The following is a 16475-nucleotide window of genomic DNA, read 5'->3' as shown; positions in this document are numbered from 1 at the left end:
ATGGGTCAACGCCTGCAAGGCAAGGTCGCGCTGGTCACCGGTTCCACGCAGGGTATTGGCAAGGCCGTCGCGCGGCTCTTCGTCGCCGAGGGCGCCAAGGTGATCCTCAACGGCGTGGACACCGATGCCCACGGCGAGGCGCTGGTGGCCGAGCTGGGCACCGACAACGCGCTGTTCGTCGCCGCCGACATCGCCGACGAGGCCGCCGTGCAGGCCATGGCCGCGCGTGGCGCCGAGCGCTTCGGGCCCATCAACGTGCTCATCAACAACGCCGGCATGAACGTCTTTGCCGAGCCGCTGGCGATGACCATGGCCGAGTGGCAGCGCTGCTTCGCGGTCGACCTGGAAGGTGCGCTGCATTGCAGCCGCGCCGTGCTGCCCGGCATGCTGGCCGGTGGCGGCGGCAGCATCGTCAACATCGCCTCGGTGCACGGCCACCGCATCATCCCCAACACCTTCCCGTATCCGGTCGCCAAACACGCGCTGATCGGCATGAGCAAGGCGCTGGGCATCCAGTACGCGGCGCAGAACGTGCGCGTCAACTCGATCTCGCCCGGCCTCATCCTGTCCGAGCGCATCGTCGAATGGCTGGACACCCTGACGCCTCAGCAGCGCCAGCAGCAGATCGACCTGCTGCCGCCCAAGCGCATCGGCGAGCCCATCGAGGTGGCCTACACGGCGCTCTTCCTCGCCAGCGACGAGGCGCGATTCATCAACGCGACCGACATCCTCATCGACGGCGGCCGCGCGCAGCTCTACCACGAGTAGGCGGCATCATTCAGGCATGACCGACCCGCGCTCCGACCGCTTCGTCCGCTCGCACCTCAAGACCCGCCAGCTCGTGCTGCTGGTGGAGCTGGGCCGCCACGGCTCCATCCTGCATGCCGCGCAGGGCGCCAACCTGACGCAGCCTGCCGCCTCCAAGCTTCTGGCTGACCTGGAGCACGCCCTGGGCGTGAAGCTGTTCGAGCGCCTGCCGCGCGGCGTGGCACCCACCTGGTACGGCGAGGTCATGATCCGCCGCGCCGGCGCGGCACTGGCCGAGCTGGACGCGGGCCACCAGGAGGTCATGGAGCTGCTGTCCGGCCTGTCGGGCCGGGTCGCCGTCGGTGCCGTGCTGACGCCGTCGACCACGCTGCTGCCGGCTGCCATCACGCTGCTGAAGGCGCGCCAGCCGCGTGTGCACATTGCCATCTCGGTCGACACCAGCAAGCTGCTGATCCAGCACCTGCAAAGCGGTGAGCTGGACATCGTCATCGGCCGCGTGCTGGACAGCGAGTCCGCCGCCCAGCTCAGCTTCGAGCCGCTGACCGACGAACCGCACTGCCTGGTCGTGCGCGCCGACCATCCGCTGGCCGGCCGCAGCGACCTCAGCCTGCCCGAGCTGGCCCGCCAGAGCTGGATCCTGCCGCCCGGCGGCAGCATCCTGCGCGACCGCCTGACCGCCCTCTTCCTGTCCGCCGGCCTGGACCAGCCCCAGCAGACCGTCGAGACCCTGTCCCTGCCCGTGATCACCAGCCTGTTGAGCCAGTCCGACATGGTGTCGGCCCTGCCCGAGGAGCTGGTGAAGCCTTATGTCGAGACGGGCCTGTTGACGGTGCTGGATTTCGACTTCGGCCTGCGCATGGACGCTTACGGCATCGTCACCCGACGCGGCCATCAGCTGTCGCCGGGCGCGGAGCTGATGCTCAACTGCCTGCGCGAGGAAGCGGCACGGCGCCATCTGGCCGGCCGCTGACGCCGGCGCCGCTATCCTTCCCCGGAACAGGCAACCGGGACCGCTCAACATGAATCTCACCTGCGACGTCGCCATCATCGGCGCCGGCACCGCCGGCATGGCGGCCTACCGCGCCGCACGCGTGCATACCGACCGTGTGCTGCTCATCGAGGCCGCGCACTACGGCACGACCTGCGCGCGCGTCGGCTGCATGCCCAGCAAGCTGCTGATCGCCGCGGCCGAGGCCGCTCAGGGCGTGCGCGAGGCGCACCGCTTCGGCGTGCAGGCGGAGCCGCCGCGCATCGACGGCCGCGCCGTCATGCAGCGCGTGCGCGACGAGCGCGACCGCTTCGTCGGCTTCGTGCAGGAAACGGTGCACGGCTGGCCCGAGGCGACCCGGCTGTTCGGGCGCGCGCGCTTCGTCGGCGCGGGTGTGCTGGATGTGGACGGCCAGCGCGTCGAGGCCAAGGCCGTCGTCATCGCCACCGGCTCACGACCCTTTGTGCCGCCCGGCTGGCGCGAGCGCCTGGGCGCCAGCCTCATCGTCAATGACGACGTGTTCGACTGGACCGACCTGCCGCGCTCGGTGGCCGTCGTCGGCGCCGGCGTCATCGGCCTGGAGCTGGCCCTGGCCCTGCACAAGCTGGGCGTGCGGGTGCGCTTGTTCAACCGCGGCGAGCGTGTCGGCCCACTGACCGATCCTGAGCTTCAGAAGCTGGCGCAAACCATCTTTGCTGCGGCGCTGCCGCTGTCGCTGAACGCCACGCAGCTCGACCCCGTGATGGATGGCGACCAGGTGCTGATCGGCGGCGAGCGCTTCGACGCCCTGCTCTGTGCCGCCGGCCGTGAACCGAACCTGGACGACCTCGGACTGGAAGCCCTGGCCCTGCCGCGTGATGCCAAGGGCCGACCGCTCGTCAACCGCCACACCAGCCAGTGGGGCGGCCTGCCGGTGTTCATCGCCGGCGATGCCACCGACGACCGGGCGCTGCTGCACGAGGCGTCGGACGCCGGCCGCATCGCCGGCGACAACGCGGCGCGCTGGCCCGATGTGCACCATCGGCCGCGCCGCACGCCGCTGGGCGTCGTCTTCAGCGAGCCGCAGATCGCGTTGGCAGGCGCCAGCCATGCGGAGCTGGTGGCCGACGGCCGCCACTTCGACACCGGCCGCGTCAGCTTTGCCAACCAGGGGCGCAGCCGCGTGATGCTGGTCAACCGCGGCGCGCTGCATGTCTATGCCGAGCGCAACACCGGCCGGCTGCTGGGCGCCGAGATGATCGGCCCGGCCGCCGAGCACCTCGGCCACCTGCTGGCCTGGAGCGTGCAGCGCGGCGACACGGTGCAGCAGATGCTGGACTGCCCCTTCTATCACCCCGTCATCGAGGAAGGTCTGCGCACCGCGCTGCGCGAGCTTCACAGCGACCTGCATCTTCCGGCGCCGCCCATCGAGAACTGCATGGACTGCGATACCGAGGCCGAGGTGGGCGGCTGACGACGCTAGGATGACCTGATGAAGAAGTTCGCCACCTGGAACGTCAACTCCCTCGCCGTCCGCCTGCCACAGGTGCTGGACTGGCTGGCCGCCCACCCCGTCGATGCGCTGGTGCTGCAGGAGACCAAGCTCACCGATGACAAGTTCCCCACCATGGAGATCGGCGAGGCCGGCTACCAGGTGCAGTGGTTCGGCCAGAAGACCTACAACGGCGTCGCGCTGATCAGCCGCGAGCGGGCCGATGACGTCGTCAAGAACATCACCGGCTTTGCCGACGAACAGGCACGCGTCATTGCCGGCACCGTGGGCGGCGTGCGCGTCATCGGCGGCTACTTTCCCAACGGGCAGGCACCCGACAGCGACAAGTTCACCTACAAGATGAACTGGCTGACCGGCCTGCGCACCTGGCTGATCGAGGAGATGAAGCAGCATCCCGAGCTGGTGCTGATGGGCGACTTCAACATCGCGCCGGAAGACCGCGACGTCTACGACCCCATCGGCTGGGCCGGCCAGATCCACTGCACGCCACAGGAGCGGGAACACTTCCAGCAGCTCATCAACCTGGGCCTGACCGACGCCTTCCGCCTCTTCGAGCAGCCGCCCAAGAGCTGGAGCTGGTGGGACTACCGCAACCTGGCCTTCCGCAAGAACCAGGGGCTGCGCATCGACCACATCCTCGTCAGCGAAGCGCTGAAGCCCCGCGTGACCGCCTGCGAGATCGACAAGCTGCCGCGCAAGAACGAGCGGCCGAGCGACCACGCGCCGGTCATCGTGACGATTGACGGCTAAGCGCGCGCGGCGCTACTTCTTGGCCAGAACCCAGGCGACCAGCGCATTGGCATGGCCATGGCCCATCGCATGCTCGGTCTTCAGCATGTTGACCAGCTCCATGTGCTTGAGCGGACCCGAGCTGGTGATGAGCTGCTCCCAGTAGGCAATGGGATGGCCGTATTTCTGCTCGATGGAGGGGAAGTAGCTGGCGGGGCCTTTGACCTTGTCTTGCGTTGCCATGTGGCTGATCCTGGGTTGTGGCGAGCGCCTGGCGGCTCTTGCTGACGACGATTCAACACGGCCAGTTTCGACCAAGGCGCTGAGGAGATCGACATGAGCAGCAAGACATTGGCCGGCAAGGTCGCCCTGGTGGCGGGCGCGACCCGCGGCGCGGGCCGCGGCATCGCCGTGGCACTGGGCGAGGCGGGTGCGACGGTGTACTGCACCGGCCGCAGCACCGTCGCGGCGCGGTCCGAGATGGACCGGCCCGAGACCATCGAAGAGACGGCCGCGCTCGTTGATGCCGCCGGCGGCCGAGGCATCGCCGTGCGTGTCGATCACCTCGTGCCTGCCGAGGTGCGCGAGCTAGTCACCCGCATCGAGAGTGAACAAGGCTCCCTGCACATCCTGGTCAACGACATCTTCGGCGCCACACGGATCGAATGGGGCAAGACGGTCTGGGAGTCGGACCTCGACTTCGGCCTGCACAGCCTGCGTCTGGCCATCGACACCCACGCCATCACCAGCCACTGCGCCATTCCGCTGATGTTGAAGGCGCCCGGCGGACTCGTCGTCGAGATCAACGACGGCACCGAGGCCTACAACGGCACCCGCTACCGCAACTCCTTTTTCTACGACCTGAGCAAGGCGGCCGTGCTGCGCATGGGCTTTGCGCTCGGGCATGAGCTGAAGTCGCATGGCGCCACCGGCCTGTCGCTGACGCCGGGCTGGCTGCGCTCCGAAGCCATGCTGGAGGCGTTTGACGTGACCGAGGACAACTGGCGCGATGCCATCCAGCGCGTGCCCGGCTTCGCCATTGCCGAAAGCCCCGCCTTCGTCGGCCGGGCCGTCGTCGCGCTCGCCGCCGACCCCGACGTCGCGCGCTGGAACGGCCAGTCGCTGTCGAGCGGCCAACTGGCGCGTGTCTACGGCTTCACCGACCTCGACGGCAGCCAGCCGGATGCCTGGCGCCACATGCTGGACAGCGAGGCGGGCGACGTCGACGTGGCTGACTACCGCTAGATCGCGTCCAGGTTCGCCTGCAGCCGCTCGAAGAAGCGGCCCATGTGCGAGCCGTCGCAAAGCGCGTGGTGAACGTCCACGGCCACCGGCATCAGGAGCCTGCCGTTCACTTCGTTGAAGCGGCCGAAGGCCACCTTGGGCCGGTCGTCGCCCTGGCCGCGGGCGTGGGTGAAGGCAGTGAAGGCCAGCCAGGGCAGCGCGGTCATGTGCACCAGGGTCTCCTCGCGCACGTCACCGGAATCGTCGGCGGCAAAAAGATCGCCGCTGGCGCGGCGCACGCGCTCAATGCCGGGTTTGGCCCGGGCGGCAAAAGCCGCGAGCGAGGGTTCGCGCGGTAAGGTCAGGAAGCCGAAGCTGCCGTCATCGCGCAGCACCGTCGTGCTGGCGTGGATGACGGCGAATTCGCGCACGCCATCTGCGGTCAGCGTCTGGTGCATGCCGTCGATGCCGTTGGCAGCCTCCAGCGCGGCGTGGTGGTAGGCCAGCCACGGCGTGGCGCCATGCCTTGCGGCGCGCTCGCGCAGGCCGGTCACGTCGACAGGCACGGTGACGCTGAACGCCGGCTGGGCCATGCGGCGGAAATGTTCGAGGGCCGCGCGGCGCGGCCAGGTGTCCAGGGGGATGTCGCGGTCTTGCATGTTGCGCATGCTCGCACGACAGGCAAAAAGAAGCCCGGAACCGTGAGGCTGCCGGGCTCTAAGGAGTTGAACGTTGCTGGCGCGTCAGGCGCTCAGATCGCCCAGCTGCGAGGGTCGCATGCCGAAGTCATAGAGCGCACGCTGAAGCTCCTCGGCGCGGTCCTCGCCAAGATCGGCGAAGAGCCGGCTGTTGGGCGTGCTGCGGATCTGCCCGATCTGGTTGTAGCCCAGCGTCTTGGCGCACGCCAGGGTCCGCGACGTGAGCGGCAGGCATTCGAGCGGCGCCTGGTCGGCGAGGCTCAGCAACCGGGCATAGGTTTTGGCGGAGATGGACACGGTGCCAGGGACGGATGAGGAGATCGGGACCGGGTGCAGCGGATCTGGGGAACGGACCGTCGGTGCGGAGCTCGTTGTCTGGAGCTGGTCACCGGCGCCGTCCACTACCGCATGCTTGTCGGCCAATGATGCTGTCTCGCCGATCAGCCACCAAGCTTAGGCAGGCCGAGGATTTCGCAGATCAGGTCGATGACTTTCATGGGGGCTCCTGGTGAGTGACGGGGCTGGAATTCGCTTGACCGAACTGTCCCTGTTTTCACCCCCCTAGAAACCTAGCAAGTCTGCTAGGTTGCGCTCACGCCAAGCGCATCAAAGCAGTCCGAAGGCAACGCACTTGAGCACGGCTTGGTGCTTGGACGTCACGTCCAATTTGCGCATGGCATTGCCAAGATGGAAGTTCACTGTCTTTTCACTCATGCCCAAGATGACGCTGACTTCCCAGGCAGTCTTTCCTTGGGCAGTCCAACTCAAGACATCGAGTTCTCGCTTGGTCAACTTCGGCAAATCGCCCTTGTTTAACTTCGGGCTCAACAACCGGTCCGCAGCTGTCAACGCATGGGCCGCGAGCAGTTGAAGCCCTGCCACCATTTGCATGAGCTGCATGCCGGACTCAGGTAGCGCTTCTTCGCGGTCCACGCCAAGCAGAAAGTGCTTGTCTCCTGGGAGATGCAGCTTGACCGCGATGCCTGTCTTGTAGCCAAACGGTGCCTGCGCTTCCCAGATTTCTCCAGCCCCTGCGGATGAATAGGTCCGCTGGTCGTACACGACAGGCACCGCCTGCGTCATGAGCTTCGTCATCACCGGATCACGACGAGCCTCTCCGAGATCCTTGGCGACTTCGAGGTACCCCTCTGGTGTATTGCCCAACGAGGTGATTTGTACGTTTGTGTCCTGGAGCACACCGCGCATCAGCACGCCCGAAATGATGGGGAACCCCATCGCATCCGCCGTCGCCACAAGCCGGCGCTCGAAGCTCGCAAAGTCCTCGCTCAAGCCGACGTCGATCAGCTGCTGATAGTTCATTTCGGGCTTACCCATACCTGCCAAGTCTGCCAGCTTGTTCCTCCTCGACCGTGAACAGAGACTGCCTCCACGTTTGAATCCCACGACCTAGAGGTAATGTTCATGCCGACCTTGATCAAGCTGCCCGAGGGCAGCGTCTGCTGGCCCGTTGCTGCCTTGTCCAGCGCCGCCCAGGATGTCCGTCACGCCCAGACCAGCGTGCACCGCAACCGCAGCAGCGAGCGCCCGACCGCCGGCACGACGCGTTGGGAGCGCTGCTATGCCGATGCGCGCGCCTGGGTCGAGTGGGACTGGGTTGAAGTGGGCGAAGGCACCGTGGTGCAGGTCGATCCCCTCAACGTGCGTTCCAACGTGCTGCTGCTGGACGACCACAACCGGCCCTTGCTGTCGTCCCGCCGCCGCGCCACGCTGGCCACGCTGGTCTATCTGCTGCCCTGGCAGGGCCCGGTCCTGGACCAGCTGCGCCTGGGCGAGCCTTCGCGCCGCAGCGGCGCGCCAGCCGAACGCCTGGCGGCCTGAACCTCGGCGACAGCGCGCCTCGGCGCGCTTGCGCAGAATCGGTGGCTCTTCCACTGCCGCCACCACCATGAATCCGACCGCCCCCGAAGACGTCCTCGCGCAATGGCAAGCCGACGAAGCCGCGCTGCGCGCCGTCACGCGACCCGAGCCAGGCGTGGCGCCGCGCGCGCTGATGGCCGGCAAGACCGGCCTGCAGCAGATGCAGGCGCTGATCGACGGTGAGGGCCCGGCGGCGCCGATCAGCCAGACGATGGACTTTGTGCTGGTCTCGGTGGCCGACGGCGAGGCCATCTTCCAGGGCCGGCCGCAGTTCAAGCATTACAACCCGCTGGGCAGCGTGCACGGCGGCTGGTTTGCGACGCTGCTTGACTCGGCGCTGGGCTGCGCGGTGCACACGACGTTGCCCGTCGGCCGCGGCTACACGACGCTGGAGTTCAAGGTCAACCTGGTGCGGGCGTTGAACGACAAGGTGCCCCTGGTGCGCGCCGTCGGTCGCGTCGTGCACCGCGGGCGGCAGGTGACCACGGCCGAGGCCAACCTCGTCGGCCATGACGGCAAGCTCTACGCGCATGCCTCGACGACCTGCCTGCTCTTCGACTTGCCGGCCTAGACCCGTTCCAACTTGGCGTGCGGCAGGGCCGGCAGCCGAACGCTGATGCGGTCTCCCGGGCGCACGACGCCGCCGGCCAGCACCACGCTCATGACGCCGGCCTTGCGCACGATCTCGCCGTTCGCATCCTTGTCGACCACGGCCTTCAGCAGGCCCGCTTCGAAGTTCTCGATCTGCGGGCAGGGGTTACGCAGGCCGGTCAGGCGCAGCAGGACGTCGGCGCCGATGCGCAGTTCGGTGTCGCATGGCAAGGCCAGCAGGTCGATCCCGCGCGTGGTCAGGTTCTCGCCCAACTGGCCAGGCTGAACCCCGAAGCCCCGCCGCGCAAGCCCGTCGAACAGCTCGCCCTGGATCAGGTGCACTTGGCGCAGGTTCAGCTGCGTCGGATCCTTGGCAACGCGCGAGCGGTGCTTGACCGTCACGCCGCAATGGGCGTCGCCTGCAACGCCCTGCCCTGCAATGAGCGTCAGCTCTCTTTGCGCGACCTTGGAGAAGCTGTGCGTCGCGCTGGCCCACACGGCCGCGACGACAGCCGCGGTCATGCGCGCAGCGCTGCGGCCTCAGCGGCCAGCCGGGTGATGCGCGCCCAGTCCTTGGCATCGACCGCGTCTTGCGGGGTCAGCCAGGAGCCGCCGCAGACCTTGACGTTGGGCAACTTGAGGAACTGAGGCGCCGTCTCCAGCGAGATGCCACCGGTGGGGCAGAAGGCCACGTCCGGGAAGGGCCCGGCCAGCGACTTCAACAGGTTGACGCCGCCGACCGCGACGGCCGGGAACAGCTTCAGGAAGCCGAAGCCCGCCGCGTTGGCCGTCATCACTTCGGAAGCTGTCGACACGCCCGGCAGCAGCGGCAGGCCGGCGGCCTTGCAGGCTTCGGCCAGCGCGTCGGTATAGCCGGGGCTGACGCCGAACTGGCAGCCGGCGTTCTTGGCATTGGTGACGTCCGCGGGGCTGCGCAGGGTGCCCGCACCGACGATGGCGCCCGGCACCTTGGCCATGGCTTCCATGGCCTGCAGGGCGACGGGGGTGCGCAGCGTCACTTCGAGCACGCGCACACCGCCGGCGACCAGCGCCTCGGCCAGCGGCACGGCGTCTTCCAGGCGCTGGATGACGATGACGGGGATGACGGGGCCGTAACTGGCCAGGCTCAGGGTTTCAAGCATGCTTATGAATCTCACAACCAGGTGACGGCGCCTTCCTCGGCGCTCAGGGCATTGCGGCGCATGCCGGCGAACAGTTCACGGCCCAGGCCGTGTGCGTTGATATCGGCTTCGGCCGGGTCGAGTGTGGCAACCGGGCGCGCGGCCCAATCGGTCTCGCTGACGAGGGCCTGCAGCGTGCCGGTCAGCGCGCACAGGCGCACGAGATCACCGTCGCGCAGCCTTGCGAGCGGCCCGCCGGCAAGGGCCTCGGGGCTGACGTGGATGGCGGCGGGCACCTTGCCCGACGCGCCGCTCATGCGGCCATCGGTGACCAGGGCGACCTTGAAGCCCTTGCCTTGCAGCACAGCCAGCGGCGGCGTCAGCTTGTGCAGCTCAGGCATGCCGTTGGCATGCGGGCCCTGGAAGCGCACGACGACGATGACGTCGCGCTCCAGCTCACCGTTCTTGAACGCGTTGAGCATGGCTTCCTGCGTCGTGAAGATGCGGCAGGGGGCTTCGACGGTATGGCGGTCCTCGGGCACGGCCGAGACCTTGATGACGGCGCGGCCCAGGTTGCCATCCAGCAGCTTGAGGCCACCGGTCGCGCTGAACGGCGCGGTCGCCGTGCGCACGACGCTGTCGTCGCTGCTGACGGCCGGCAGGGCTTCGCGCAGCACCTCCCCGCCCTGCCCCACCGCATGCGGCACGAAGCTGTAGGGGCGCAGGCTGTCGCCGGCGACGGAGAGGACATCCTCGTGCATGAGGCCGGCGTCCAGCAGCTCGCGGATGACGAAGCCGGGGCCGCCAGCGGCCTGGAACTGGTTCACGTCGGCGCTGCCGTTCGGATAGACACGCGACAGCAGCGGCACGGCGGCAGACAGGTCCGAGAAGTCGGTCCAGTTGATCAGGATGCCGGCCGAGCGCGCGACCGCGACCCAATGGATCAGGTGGTTGGTCGAGCCGCCGGTGGCCAGCAAAGCGGCCATCGCGTTGACGATGCAGCGCTCGTCCACGATGTGGCCGATCGGCTTGGCGGCATGGCCCTCGATGCGGCCACTGATCTTCAGCGCCGTGGCGACGGCCTCGCGCGTCAGCGCCGCGCGCAGGTCGTCATGCGGGTGCACGAAAGCGCTGCCTGGCGTATGCAGGCCCATGGCCTCCAGCAGCATCTGATTGCTGTTGGCGGTGCCGTAGAAGGTGCAGGTGCCCGCGCCGTGGTAGGCAGCGGACTCGCTCTTCAGCAGTTCGTCGCGCCCGACCTTGCCTTGCGCATAGAGCTCGCGGACCTTGCCCTTGTCGCTGTTGGAAATGCCCGTGCTCATCGGCCCCGCCGGCACGAAGACGCAAGGCAAATGGCCGAAGTGCAGCGCGCCGATCAACAGGCCCGGCACGATCTTGTCGCAAATGCCCAGCAGCAAGGCCGCATCAAACACGTCATGCGTGAGCGCGACGGCCGTGCCCATGGCGATGGTGTCGCGCGAGAACAGGCTCAGCTCCATGCCGGGCAGGCCCTGGGTGACGCCGTCGCACATGGCCGGCACGCCACCGGCGACCTGCACCGTCGCGCCCAGGCGGTGGGCCTCGGCGCGGATCTGCTCGGGATAGGTTTCGTAGGGCTGATGCGCCGACAACATGTCGTTGTAGGCCGTGACGACGCCGAGATGCGGCGCCTTCTCGGCAACGATGCGCAGCTTGTCGTTGGCTGGCAGCGCCGCGACAGCATGGGCCACATTGGCGCAGCCCATGCGCTCGAAGCCGCGCTGGCGCCCGCCCAGCTTGGCGATGCGGGCCAGGTAGTCCCCACGCAGCTTGGCGCTGCGTTCGCGGATGCGGTCGGTGACGGCGATGAGTGTGGGATTCATGATGTGCCTCCGTGGGTCTCGTTCACGTAACCGACCCTTGGGAATTTAGGTAACCATATTACTTTGTCATTGGGGCCAGCGGGTTACGGGCTGGGTACCAGGCAAACGCTGACAAGATAGGGCTGATGGCTTCAAAGGCAATCAACATTCCCCACGGCCCGGTGCGCAGCGAACACCTGCTGCTGCGCACGGCGGCCGAATGGCGGGCCAGCGGGGACGACCTGCTGCTGTTCGCCTACGGCTCGCTGATCTGGCGGCCCGAGTTCGAGTATGCCGAGGCCTTGCCGGCCAAGGTGCTGGGCTTCCACCGCGTGCTGCGCATGCGCTCTCGCGTGAACCGGGGTTCGCCGCAGGAACCGGGCCTGGTGCTGGCGCTGATCTCCGGCGGCAGCTGCCGCGGCCTCGTCTACCGCATTCCACGCGCCGCCGGCGAAGAAGTGCTGGCACGGCTGTGGGCACGCGAGATGCTCAATGGCGTCTACGAGCCGCGCTGGCTGAACTGCGACACCGCCTCGGGCCGGCTGCGCGCGCTGGCCTTCACGTTGTCGCGCCAGAGCCCGAACTGGACGGGGCAGCTGCACGAGCCCGAGTTGCTGCATATCTTCCAGCACGCCAGCGGCCGCTACGGCACCACGCTGGACTACCTGCTGCGCACCGTGCAGGGTTTGCGCGAGCACGGCATCCGCGACATGGAATTGGAGCGCCAGGTCCATCTGGCCGCGCAGCACGGCCTGTGCGCACCGCTTTAGTGGCGGTTCAGCGAGTGTTTGCGGTCAGGCGCGCGAGGTCTTCCTCGGTGTCGACATCGACATGCACGCCGGGATCGTCGACGGCAATCGGCTGCGCCGCATAGCGCGCCACGATGCGCCGCGCGCCTTCATCGCCCTGCAAGGCCATCAGCTCGGAGTAGAGCTCGGTGCCGAAACCGACCGGATGCCCCTGGATGCCACGGTATTGCGCATAGCAGACCGGATAGCGCTCCAGGCCGTGGGCGACGGCCATGATGGTGGCGGGTTGGACGAGCGGCATGTCCGCCGGCAGGATCAGCCAGCCATCGGCGTCACCCGTGGCGCTGACGCCGGCGACGATGGAGTGGCCCATGCCCTGGGCGTCGCGTTCAGACAGCGTGACCACGTCGCGCGCGGCCACCAGCTTGTGGACCGCCGGCGCCAGCGCCGGCGTGGTCACGACAACGACGGGCAACTGCGTGGCGATGGCGTGGCGCAGGCTGCGGGCGAGCAAGGTGTCGGCACCCGGCATGCCATCCAGCTGTTGCTCGAGCTTGTGGCCCGGGCCGCGGAAGCGTGAGCCGCGACCTGCGGCCAGCACGACGACGGCGGGGCGTCGCTTTGTCATTGGCTATTCGTCCTTCCAAACCCCATCGCTGCGCGACGGTCTGTGCCGTTTGCTGCAGTGCCACAAGCATGCCGAGTGCCACTGCGCTTGAAACTGGTACGTTCACTTAAGGGAAGGCCTTTAAGGGAAGGTCTGCATACTTCCACCCATGAGCAAATTGAGCGACTTCCGAAAGAGCTATGAACTAGGGGAGCTGGACGAGGCGCAAGCCGCGGACGGCCCGCTGGCCCTCTTCCAGCGCTGGATGGACGAGGCCATCGCCCACGATGTGTCCGAACCCACGGCGATGACGCTGGCCACCGTCGGCACGGGCAATCGGCCCTCCACCCGCGTCGTGCTGCTGAAGGGCTGCGACGAGCGTGGCATGGTCTGGTTCACCAATTACGAAAGCCGTAAAGGTGCGGAGTTAGCACACAACCCCTTCGCGGCTCTGCAGTTCCATTGGGTTGAAATGGAGCGTGTCGTGCGTATTGAAGGTCGCGTCGAGAAGACCTCTGCCGAGGAGTCCGACGAGTACTACAGGACCCGCCCGCTGGATTCACGCCTGGGCGCCTGGGCGTCGCCGCAGAGCCGGGTCATCAGCACACGCGCGGTGCTGGTGGCCAATGCAGCCAAGGCGGCCATGCAGCATGGGATCAACCCCGACCGCCCCCCGCATTGGGGCGGCTATCGCCTCGTGCCGGACCGCTTCGAGTTCTGGCAGGGCCGCCGCTCACGCCTGCATGACCGGCTGTGCTTCCGCTTGGACGGCAGCGACTGGCTGCGCGAGCGGCTCGCGCCTTAGTTGACCGCGTTGCCGTCCTCGACGCGGTAGTACAGGCCGTAGGGGTCGTCGTTCAGCACGGCCAGCACGCCTTCGACGACGACGGGTTCCAGCGTGTAGCGCACGGGTTTCTTGGTGCGCACCTCGACCAGGCCTTCAGGGCCCGCTGGTACACAGAAAGAGCAGCTCGTCGGCACGGCTGAGAGCAGGAAGTGCTGCTGCTTGTCGCCCGCCTCCAGCGGCATCATGAAGCCCTGCACCTTGACCGTCTTGCGGTCCAGCGCTTGCACCGCCGCCGGAAAGGTCGGCACGATCTTCTTTTTCTCGGCCTTGGCGGTGACCTGGGACAGCAGCTTCCAGGACACGACATCGGCGCGATCCTCCAGCGGCTTGAAGGCGCTGCGCGGGTCGTGATAGCCGGCGCCTTGTCCGACAACAGGCGGCACTTGGGCCACTGCGGCTGCGGATGCCAGAGAGAGAGCGAGAAGGGCCGAAACGGCAACAAGGGGCTTGAACTTCATGATGGCGGGATTGTCGTCGTTGCTCAGCGCGGAGCTTGCAGCAGGGTTGTGACATCCAGTCGATAAGCCCGCCAGGCCGGCCAGGCAGCGGACAGCAGCGCCAGGCCGCAGGCCAGCAGTGGTACCAGCCATTCGGCTTCGCTGAAGCCCAGTGGGCCCAGACGCAAGGACTGCCGCTCCGCCAGCACGCGCTCCAGCACAGCCACCAGACCGTGTCCTGCCGCCAGGCCCAGCACGGCGGCAAGGCCGGCCAGCAGCAGCGCCTCCAGCGCGATCAGCACGGCGACGCGGCGGGCCGGTGCACCCAGCATGCGCAGCATGGCCAGGTCGCCCTGGCGGGCGCGCACGGCATGAAGCAGCGCCACCCACACGGACAGGCCCGCAGCAACCAGCAGCACGACGCCGAACCCGCGCAGCACCTCGGTACCCGCGCCGACCAGCCGCATCAGCCGTGCGGTCTCCAGCGCAGGCGCGGCGGACTGCAAGCCGTCCTGGGCATTGACCCAGCGCGGCAGCGAGACGGCCGCAAGCGGGCTGCGGTATCGCACCAGCGCCAGCGTGATCTCGCGGTGCTGGTCTTCGTCATGATGGGTTTCATCGGCATGGTGCTCTTCATGCACTTCCCACACCGAAGCGAGATCCGCCAGCACCAGGCGGTCCAGCACACTGCCTGATTCGGCCAACACGCCGACAACTTCGAACTGCTGCTCGCCATGCGCGCCGCCGCCCTCGGCCAGGCCATGGCTGCCCGCGAAGCGGTCGCCGGGCTTGAGCCCGGTCGCACGAGCGACTTCGGCGCCGAGTACGGCCTGCATGGGCTTTGTCCACAGTACGCCCTGGCTGAGCTTGCCACCGTAGAGATCGATGTACTCAGGCGCCGTGCCGGCGATGCGGAAGCCTTGATATGAGTCGCCCAGCGACAGCGGCACGGCCTGGGCCACCAGCGGCTGTTGCCTGAGCAGCTCCAGCGTCGCCAGCGGGATGTTGCCGGTCGGGGCATCGAGGTGGAAGACGCCGGCCAGCATGATCTGCATCGGGCTGCCCTTGGCGCCGACGACGAGGTCGATGCCGGCGAGGTCGCGCCTGAGCCCGGACTCGACCTGGGCACTGGCGCGCAGCACGAAGGTCACGGCCGCCAGGCTCAGGGTCAGCAGCAGCAGGTTCAACGCCGTCGTCAGCGGACTGGACCACAGGTATCGCCAAGCCAAGCGGATCATGTCGACCCCTCGCCCGACGAGTACGTCGTCCGATCCCCCGAGGGGATGGCGGGCCGGCTTGGGAGCGGCCGGGCGCTCGGCCCGCCCCGCAGCACCACCTCGCTGACGTCAGCACGTTCGCCAAGCGCCTCGACCACGCGTGCGTCATGGCTGGCGATGACCAGCGTGCAACCCTCGCGTTCGGCCGCGTCAAGCAGCAGGGCCAGCATGTGCAGGGTGTGCTCATCGTCCAGGTTGGCGCTGGGCTCATCGGCCAGCAGCAGGCGCGGCCGGCGCATCAGTGCGCGCGCCAGGGCCACGCGCTGGGCCTGGCCGACGCTGAGCTGGTGGGGCCGGCGCGCGGCAAGCTCGGAGATGTCCAGCGCGTCCAGCAGTTCGGCCGCGCGCGCCGGGTCGGCGCCCTGCCCTGCAGCCAGGGCCGGCAGCGCGAGGTTCTCGGCCACCGTCTGCGCCTCGCTCAGGTGCAGGCGCTGGGGCACGAAGCCGAGCGTGGCGCCGCGCCAGGCGTCCAGTGCGCGCGCGCCGAGCGTCTGCAGCTCCGTGCCGGCCACGACCAGCTCGCCCTGCTGCGCACGAAGCAGCCCGGCCAGCAGCGCCAGCAGCGTCGACTTGCCGGAGCCCGAGGCGCCCCGCAGCAGCAGGTGCCGCCCCGGCGCCAGCGCGAAATCGGCATAGCCGATCTCGGCGCCGCCGGTGTAGCGATGGCGCAGGCCGCCCCAGGCCAGCATCACTTGACCAGGCGCTTGAAGCTGGCCAGGAACTTGTCCACCTTGCCCGCGACGACGAAGGCGCAATAGCCCTGCTCGGGGTTGCGGGCGTAGTAGTGCTGGTGATAGGCCTCGGCCGGGTGGTAGTTGGCCTCGGGCAGCAGCTCGGTGACGACGCGGCCGCCGTGGTGCTGGTTCGCCTCGGCCATGACTTCGGCCGCGAGCTGGCGCTGGGTCTCGGTGTGCCAGTAGATGGCCGAGCGGTATTGCGTGCCGACGTCGGCGCCCTGGCGGTTCAGCGTGGTCGGGTCGTGGATGGTGAAGAACACTTCGAGCAGCTCGCGCAGCGACACCTCGGCGGGGTCGAAGTCGATCCGCACCACCTCGGCAAAGCCCGTGTTGCCACCGCAGACGGCCTCGTAGGTGGGCGCCGCGGCACCTTGGCCGTTGCTGTAGCCGTTCTCGACCTGGTGCACGCCGCGCACGCGCTCGTAGACGGCCTCCAGGCACCAGAAGCAGCCGCCGGCCAGGGTGATGCGTTCAAGGGTCGGTGTGGTCAT

Annotated in this window: 21 protein-coding genes; 9 read left to right on the top strand and 12 right to left on the bottom strand. The window is 68.2% G+C overall.

Annotated elements, in window-relative coordinates:
* The 4 genes from ASC81_RS20460 to xth are packed head-to-tail and all read left to right on the top strand — an operon-like array spanning position 1 to position 3998.
* Positions 1-768: an SDR family oxidoreductase gene (locus ASC81_RS20460; RefSeq protein WP_056271219.1), complete on the top strand. Its 768-nt coding sequence runs from the start codon at positions 1-3 to the stop codon at positions 766-768.
* A 16-nt stretch (positions 769-784) separates the two neighbouring features.
* Positions 785-1738, top strand: coding sequence for a LysR family transcriptional regulator (locus tag ASC81_RS20455; protein WP_056271216.1), 954 nt, complete (start codon positions 785-787; stop codon positions 1736-1738).
* A gap of 49 nt (positions 1739-1787) precedes the next feature.
* Positions 1788-3209 (top strand): dihydrolipoyl dehydrogenase, encoded by a 1422-nt coding sequence (locus ASC81_RS20450; protein ID WP_056271214.1) that lies wholly within the window; start codon positions 1788-1790, stop codon positions 3207-3209.
* An 18-nt stretch (positions 3210-3227) separates the two neighbouring features.
* Complete coding sequence (xth, locus tag ASC81_RS20445; protein WP_056271211.1) at positions 3228-3998, top strand: exodeoxyribonuclease III; 771 nt, start codon at positions 3228-3230, stop codon at positions 3996-3998.
* 12 nt (positions 3999-4010) lie between these two features.
* Here the strand turns inward: xth and ASC81_RS20440 are convergent, their stop codons facing one another.
* Positions 4011-4220: a DUF4287 domain-containing protein gene (locus ASC81_RS20440; RefSeq protein WP_056271208.1), complete on the bottom strand. Its 210-nt coding sequence runs from the start codon at positions 4218-4220 to the stop codon at positions 4011-4013.
* 93 nt (positions 4221-4313) lie between these two features.
* Between ASC81_RS20440 and ASC81_RS20435 the strand changes: the two genes are divergently transcribed.
* Positions 4314-5222, top strand: coding sequence for an SDR family oxidoreductase (locus ASC81_RS20435; RefSeq protein WP_056271205.1), 909 nt, complete (start codon positions 4314-4316; stop codon positions 5220-5222).
* Here the strand turns inward: ASC81_RS20435 and ASC81_RS20430 are convergent.
* From ASC81_RS20430 to ASC81_RS20420, 3 genes are all read right to left on the bottom strand, one after another.
* Positions 5219-5860 (bottom strand): CatA-like O-acetyltransferase, encoded by a 642-nt coding sequence (locus ASC81_RS20430; RefSeq protein WP_162245941.1) that lies wholly within the window; start codon positions 5858-5860, stop codon positions 5219-5221. The genes ASC81_RS20435 and ASC81_RS20430 overlap by 4 nt on opposite strands.
* A gap of 84 nt (positions 5861-5944) precedes the next feature.
* Entirely contained in the window at positions 5945-6196 is a 252-nt protein-coding gene (locus ASC81_RS20425; protein ID WP_156392328.1) for a hypothetical protein, read from the bottom strand.
* A gap of 309 nt (positions 6197-6505) precedes the next feature.
* Positions 6506-7234: a helix-turn-helix transcriptional regulator gene (locus tag ASC81_RS20420; protein WP_056271197.1), complete on the bottom strand. Its 729-nt coding sequence runs from the start codon at positions 7232-7234 to the stop codon at positions 6506-6508.
* 87 nt (positions 7235-7321) lie between these two features.
* Between ASC81_RS20420 and ASC81_RS20415 the strand changes: the two genes are divergently transcribed.
* Both ASC81_RS20415 and ASC81_RS20410 read left to right on the top strand, forming a co-directional pair.
* Positions 7322-7738, top strand: coding sequence for a DUF4902 domain-containing protein (locus ASC81_RS20415; protein ID WP_162245940.1), 417 nt, complete (start codon positions 7322-7324; stop codon positions 7736-7738).
* A gap of 67 nt (positions 7739-7805) precedes the next feature.
* Positions 7806-8348 carry a PaaI family thioesterase gene (locus ASC81_RS20410; protein WP_056271192.1) on the top strand — a complete coding sequence of 181 codons (543 nt, stop codon included), beginning with the start codon at positions 7806-7808 and terminating at the stop codon, positions 8346-8348.
* On the opposite strand, the gene ASC81_RS20405 is transcribed toward ASC81_RS20410, so the two are convergent.
* From ASC81_RS20405 to edd, 3 genes are read right to left on the bottom strand one after another with little or no spacing between them, the layout of a single operon-like run.
* Positions 8345-8890 carry an MOSC domain-containing protein gene (locus tag ASC81_RS20405; RefSeq protein WP_056271189.1) on the bottom strand — a complete coding sequence of 182 codons (546 nt, stop codon included), beginning with the start codon at positions 8888-8890 and terminating at the stop codon, positions 8345-8347. The two genes, ASC81_RS20410 and ASC81_RS20405, sit on opposite strands and share 4 nt — an antisense overlap.
* A complete protein-coding gene (gene eda, locus ASC81_RS20400) occupies positions 8887-9510 on the bottom strand; it encodes a bifunctional 4-hydroxy-2-oxoglutarate aldolase/2-dehydro-3-deoxy-phosphogluconate aldolase (RefSeq protein WP_056271186.1) in 624 nt (207 codons plus the stop codon). The genes ASC81_RS20405 and eda overlap by 4 nt, the downstream gene beginning before the upstream one ends.
* 11 nt (positions 9511-9521) lie before the next feature.
* Positions 9522-11351, bottom strand: coding sequence for a phosphogluconate dehydratase (gene edd, locus ASC81_RS20395; RefSeq protein ID WP_056271183.1), 1830 nt, complete (start codon positions 11349-11351; stop codon positions 9522-9524).
* A 125-nt stretch (positions 11352-11476) separates the two neighbouring features.
* Here edd and ASC81_RS20390 point away from each other — a divergent pair, with 125 nt between their 5' ends.
* Positions 11477-12100, top strand: coding sequence for a gamma-glutamylcyclotransferase (locus tag ASC81_RS20390; RefSeq protein WP_082536683.1), 624 nt, complete (start codon positions 11477-11479; stop codon positions 12098-12100).
* A 7-nt stretch (positions 12101-12107) separates the two neighbouring features.
* On the opposite strand, the gene ASC81_RS20385 is transcribed toward ASC81_RS20390, so the two are convergent.
* Entirely contained in the window at positions 12108-12707 is a 600-nt protein-coding gene (locus tag ASC81_RS20385; RefSeq protein WP_056271180.1) for an NTP transferase domain-containing protein, read from the bottom strand.
* A gap of 148 nt (positions 12708-12855) precedes the next feature.
* Here ASC81_RS20385 and pdxH point away from each other — a divergent pair, with 148 nt between their 5' ends.
* A complete protein-coding gene (pdxH, locus tag ASC81_RS20380; protein WP_056271178.1) occupies positions 12856-13491 on the top strand; it encodes a pyridoxamine 5'-phosphate oxidase in 636 nt (211 codons plus the stop codon).
* Here the strand turns inward: pdxH and ASC81_RS20375 are convergent.
* The 4 genes from ASC81_RS20375 to msrA are packed head-to-tail and all read right to left on the bottom strand — an operon-like array spanning position 13488 to position 16475.
* Positions 13488-13991, bottom strand: coding sequence for a DUF3299 domain-containing protein (locus ASC81_RS20375; protein WP_056271176.1), 504 nt, complete (start codon positions 13989-13991; stop codon positions 13488-13490). The genes pdxH and ASC81_RS20375 overlap by 4 nt on opposite strands.
* A gap of 23 nt (positions 13992-14014) precedes the next feature.
* Entirely contained in the window at positions 14015-15208 is a 1194-nt protein-coding gene (locus ASC81_RS20370) for an FtsX-like permease family protein (protein ID WP_056271174.1), read from the bottom strand.
* The gene (locus ASC81_RS20365; RefSeq protein ID WP_056271172.1) at positions 15205-15936 is read right to left on the bottom strand and encodes an ABC transporter ATP-binding protein; all 732 of its coding nucleotides are present in this window, start codon (positions 15934-15936) and stop codon (positions 15205-15207) included. The genes ASC81_RS20370 and ASC81_RS20365 overlap by 4 nt, the downstream gene beginning before the upstream one ends.
* A complete protein-coding gene (msrA, locus tag ASC81_RS20360; protein WP_056271169.1) occupies positions 15936-16475 on the bottom strand; it encodes a peptide-methionine (S)-S-oxide reductase MsrA in 540 nt (179 codons plus the stop codon). The genes ASC81_RS20365 and msrA overlap by 1 nt, the downstream gene beginning before the upstream one ends.

Origin of the sequence: Pelomonas sp. Root405, assembly GCF_001425165.1 — a bacterium.
Lineage (GTDB): Bacteria > Pseudomonadota > Gammaproteobacteria > Burkholderiales > Burkholderiaceae_C > Pelomonas.
This window is presented reverse-complemented; position numbering and strand designations above follow the sequence as displayed.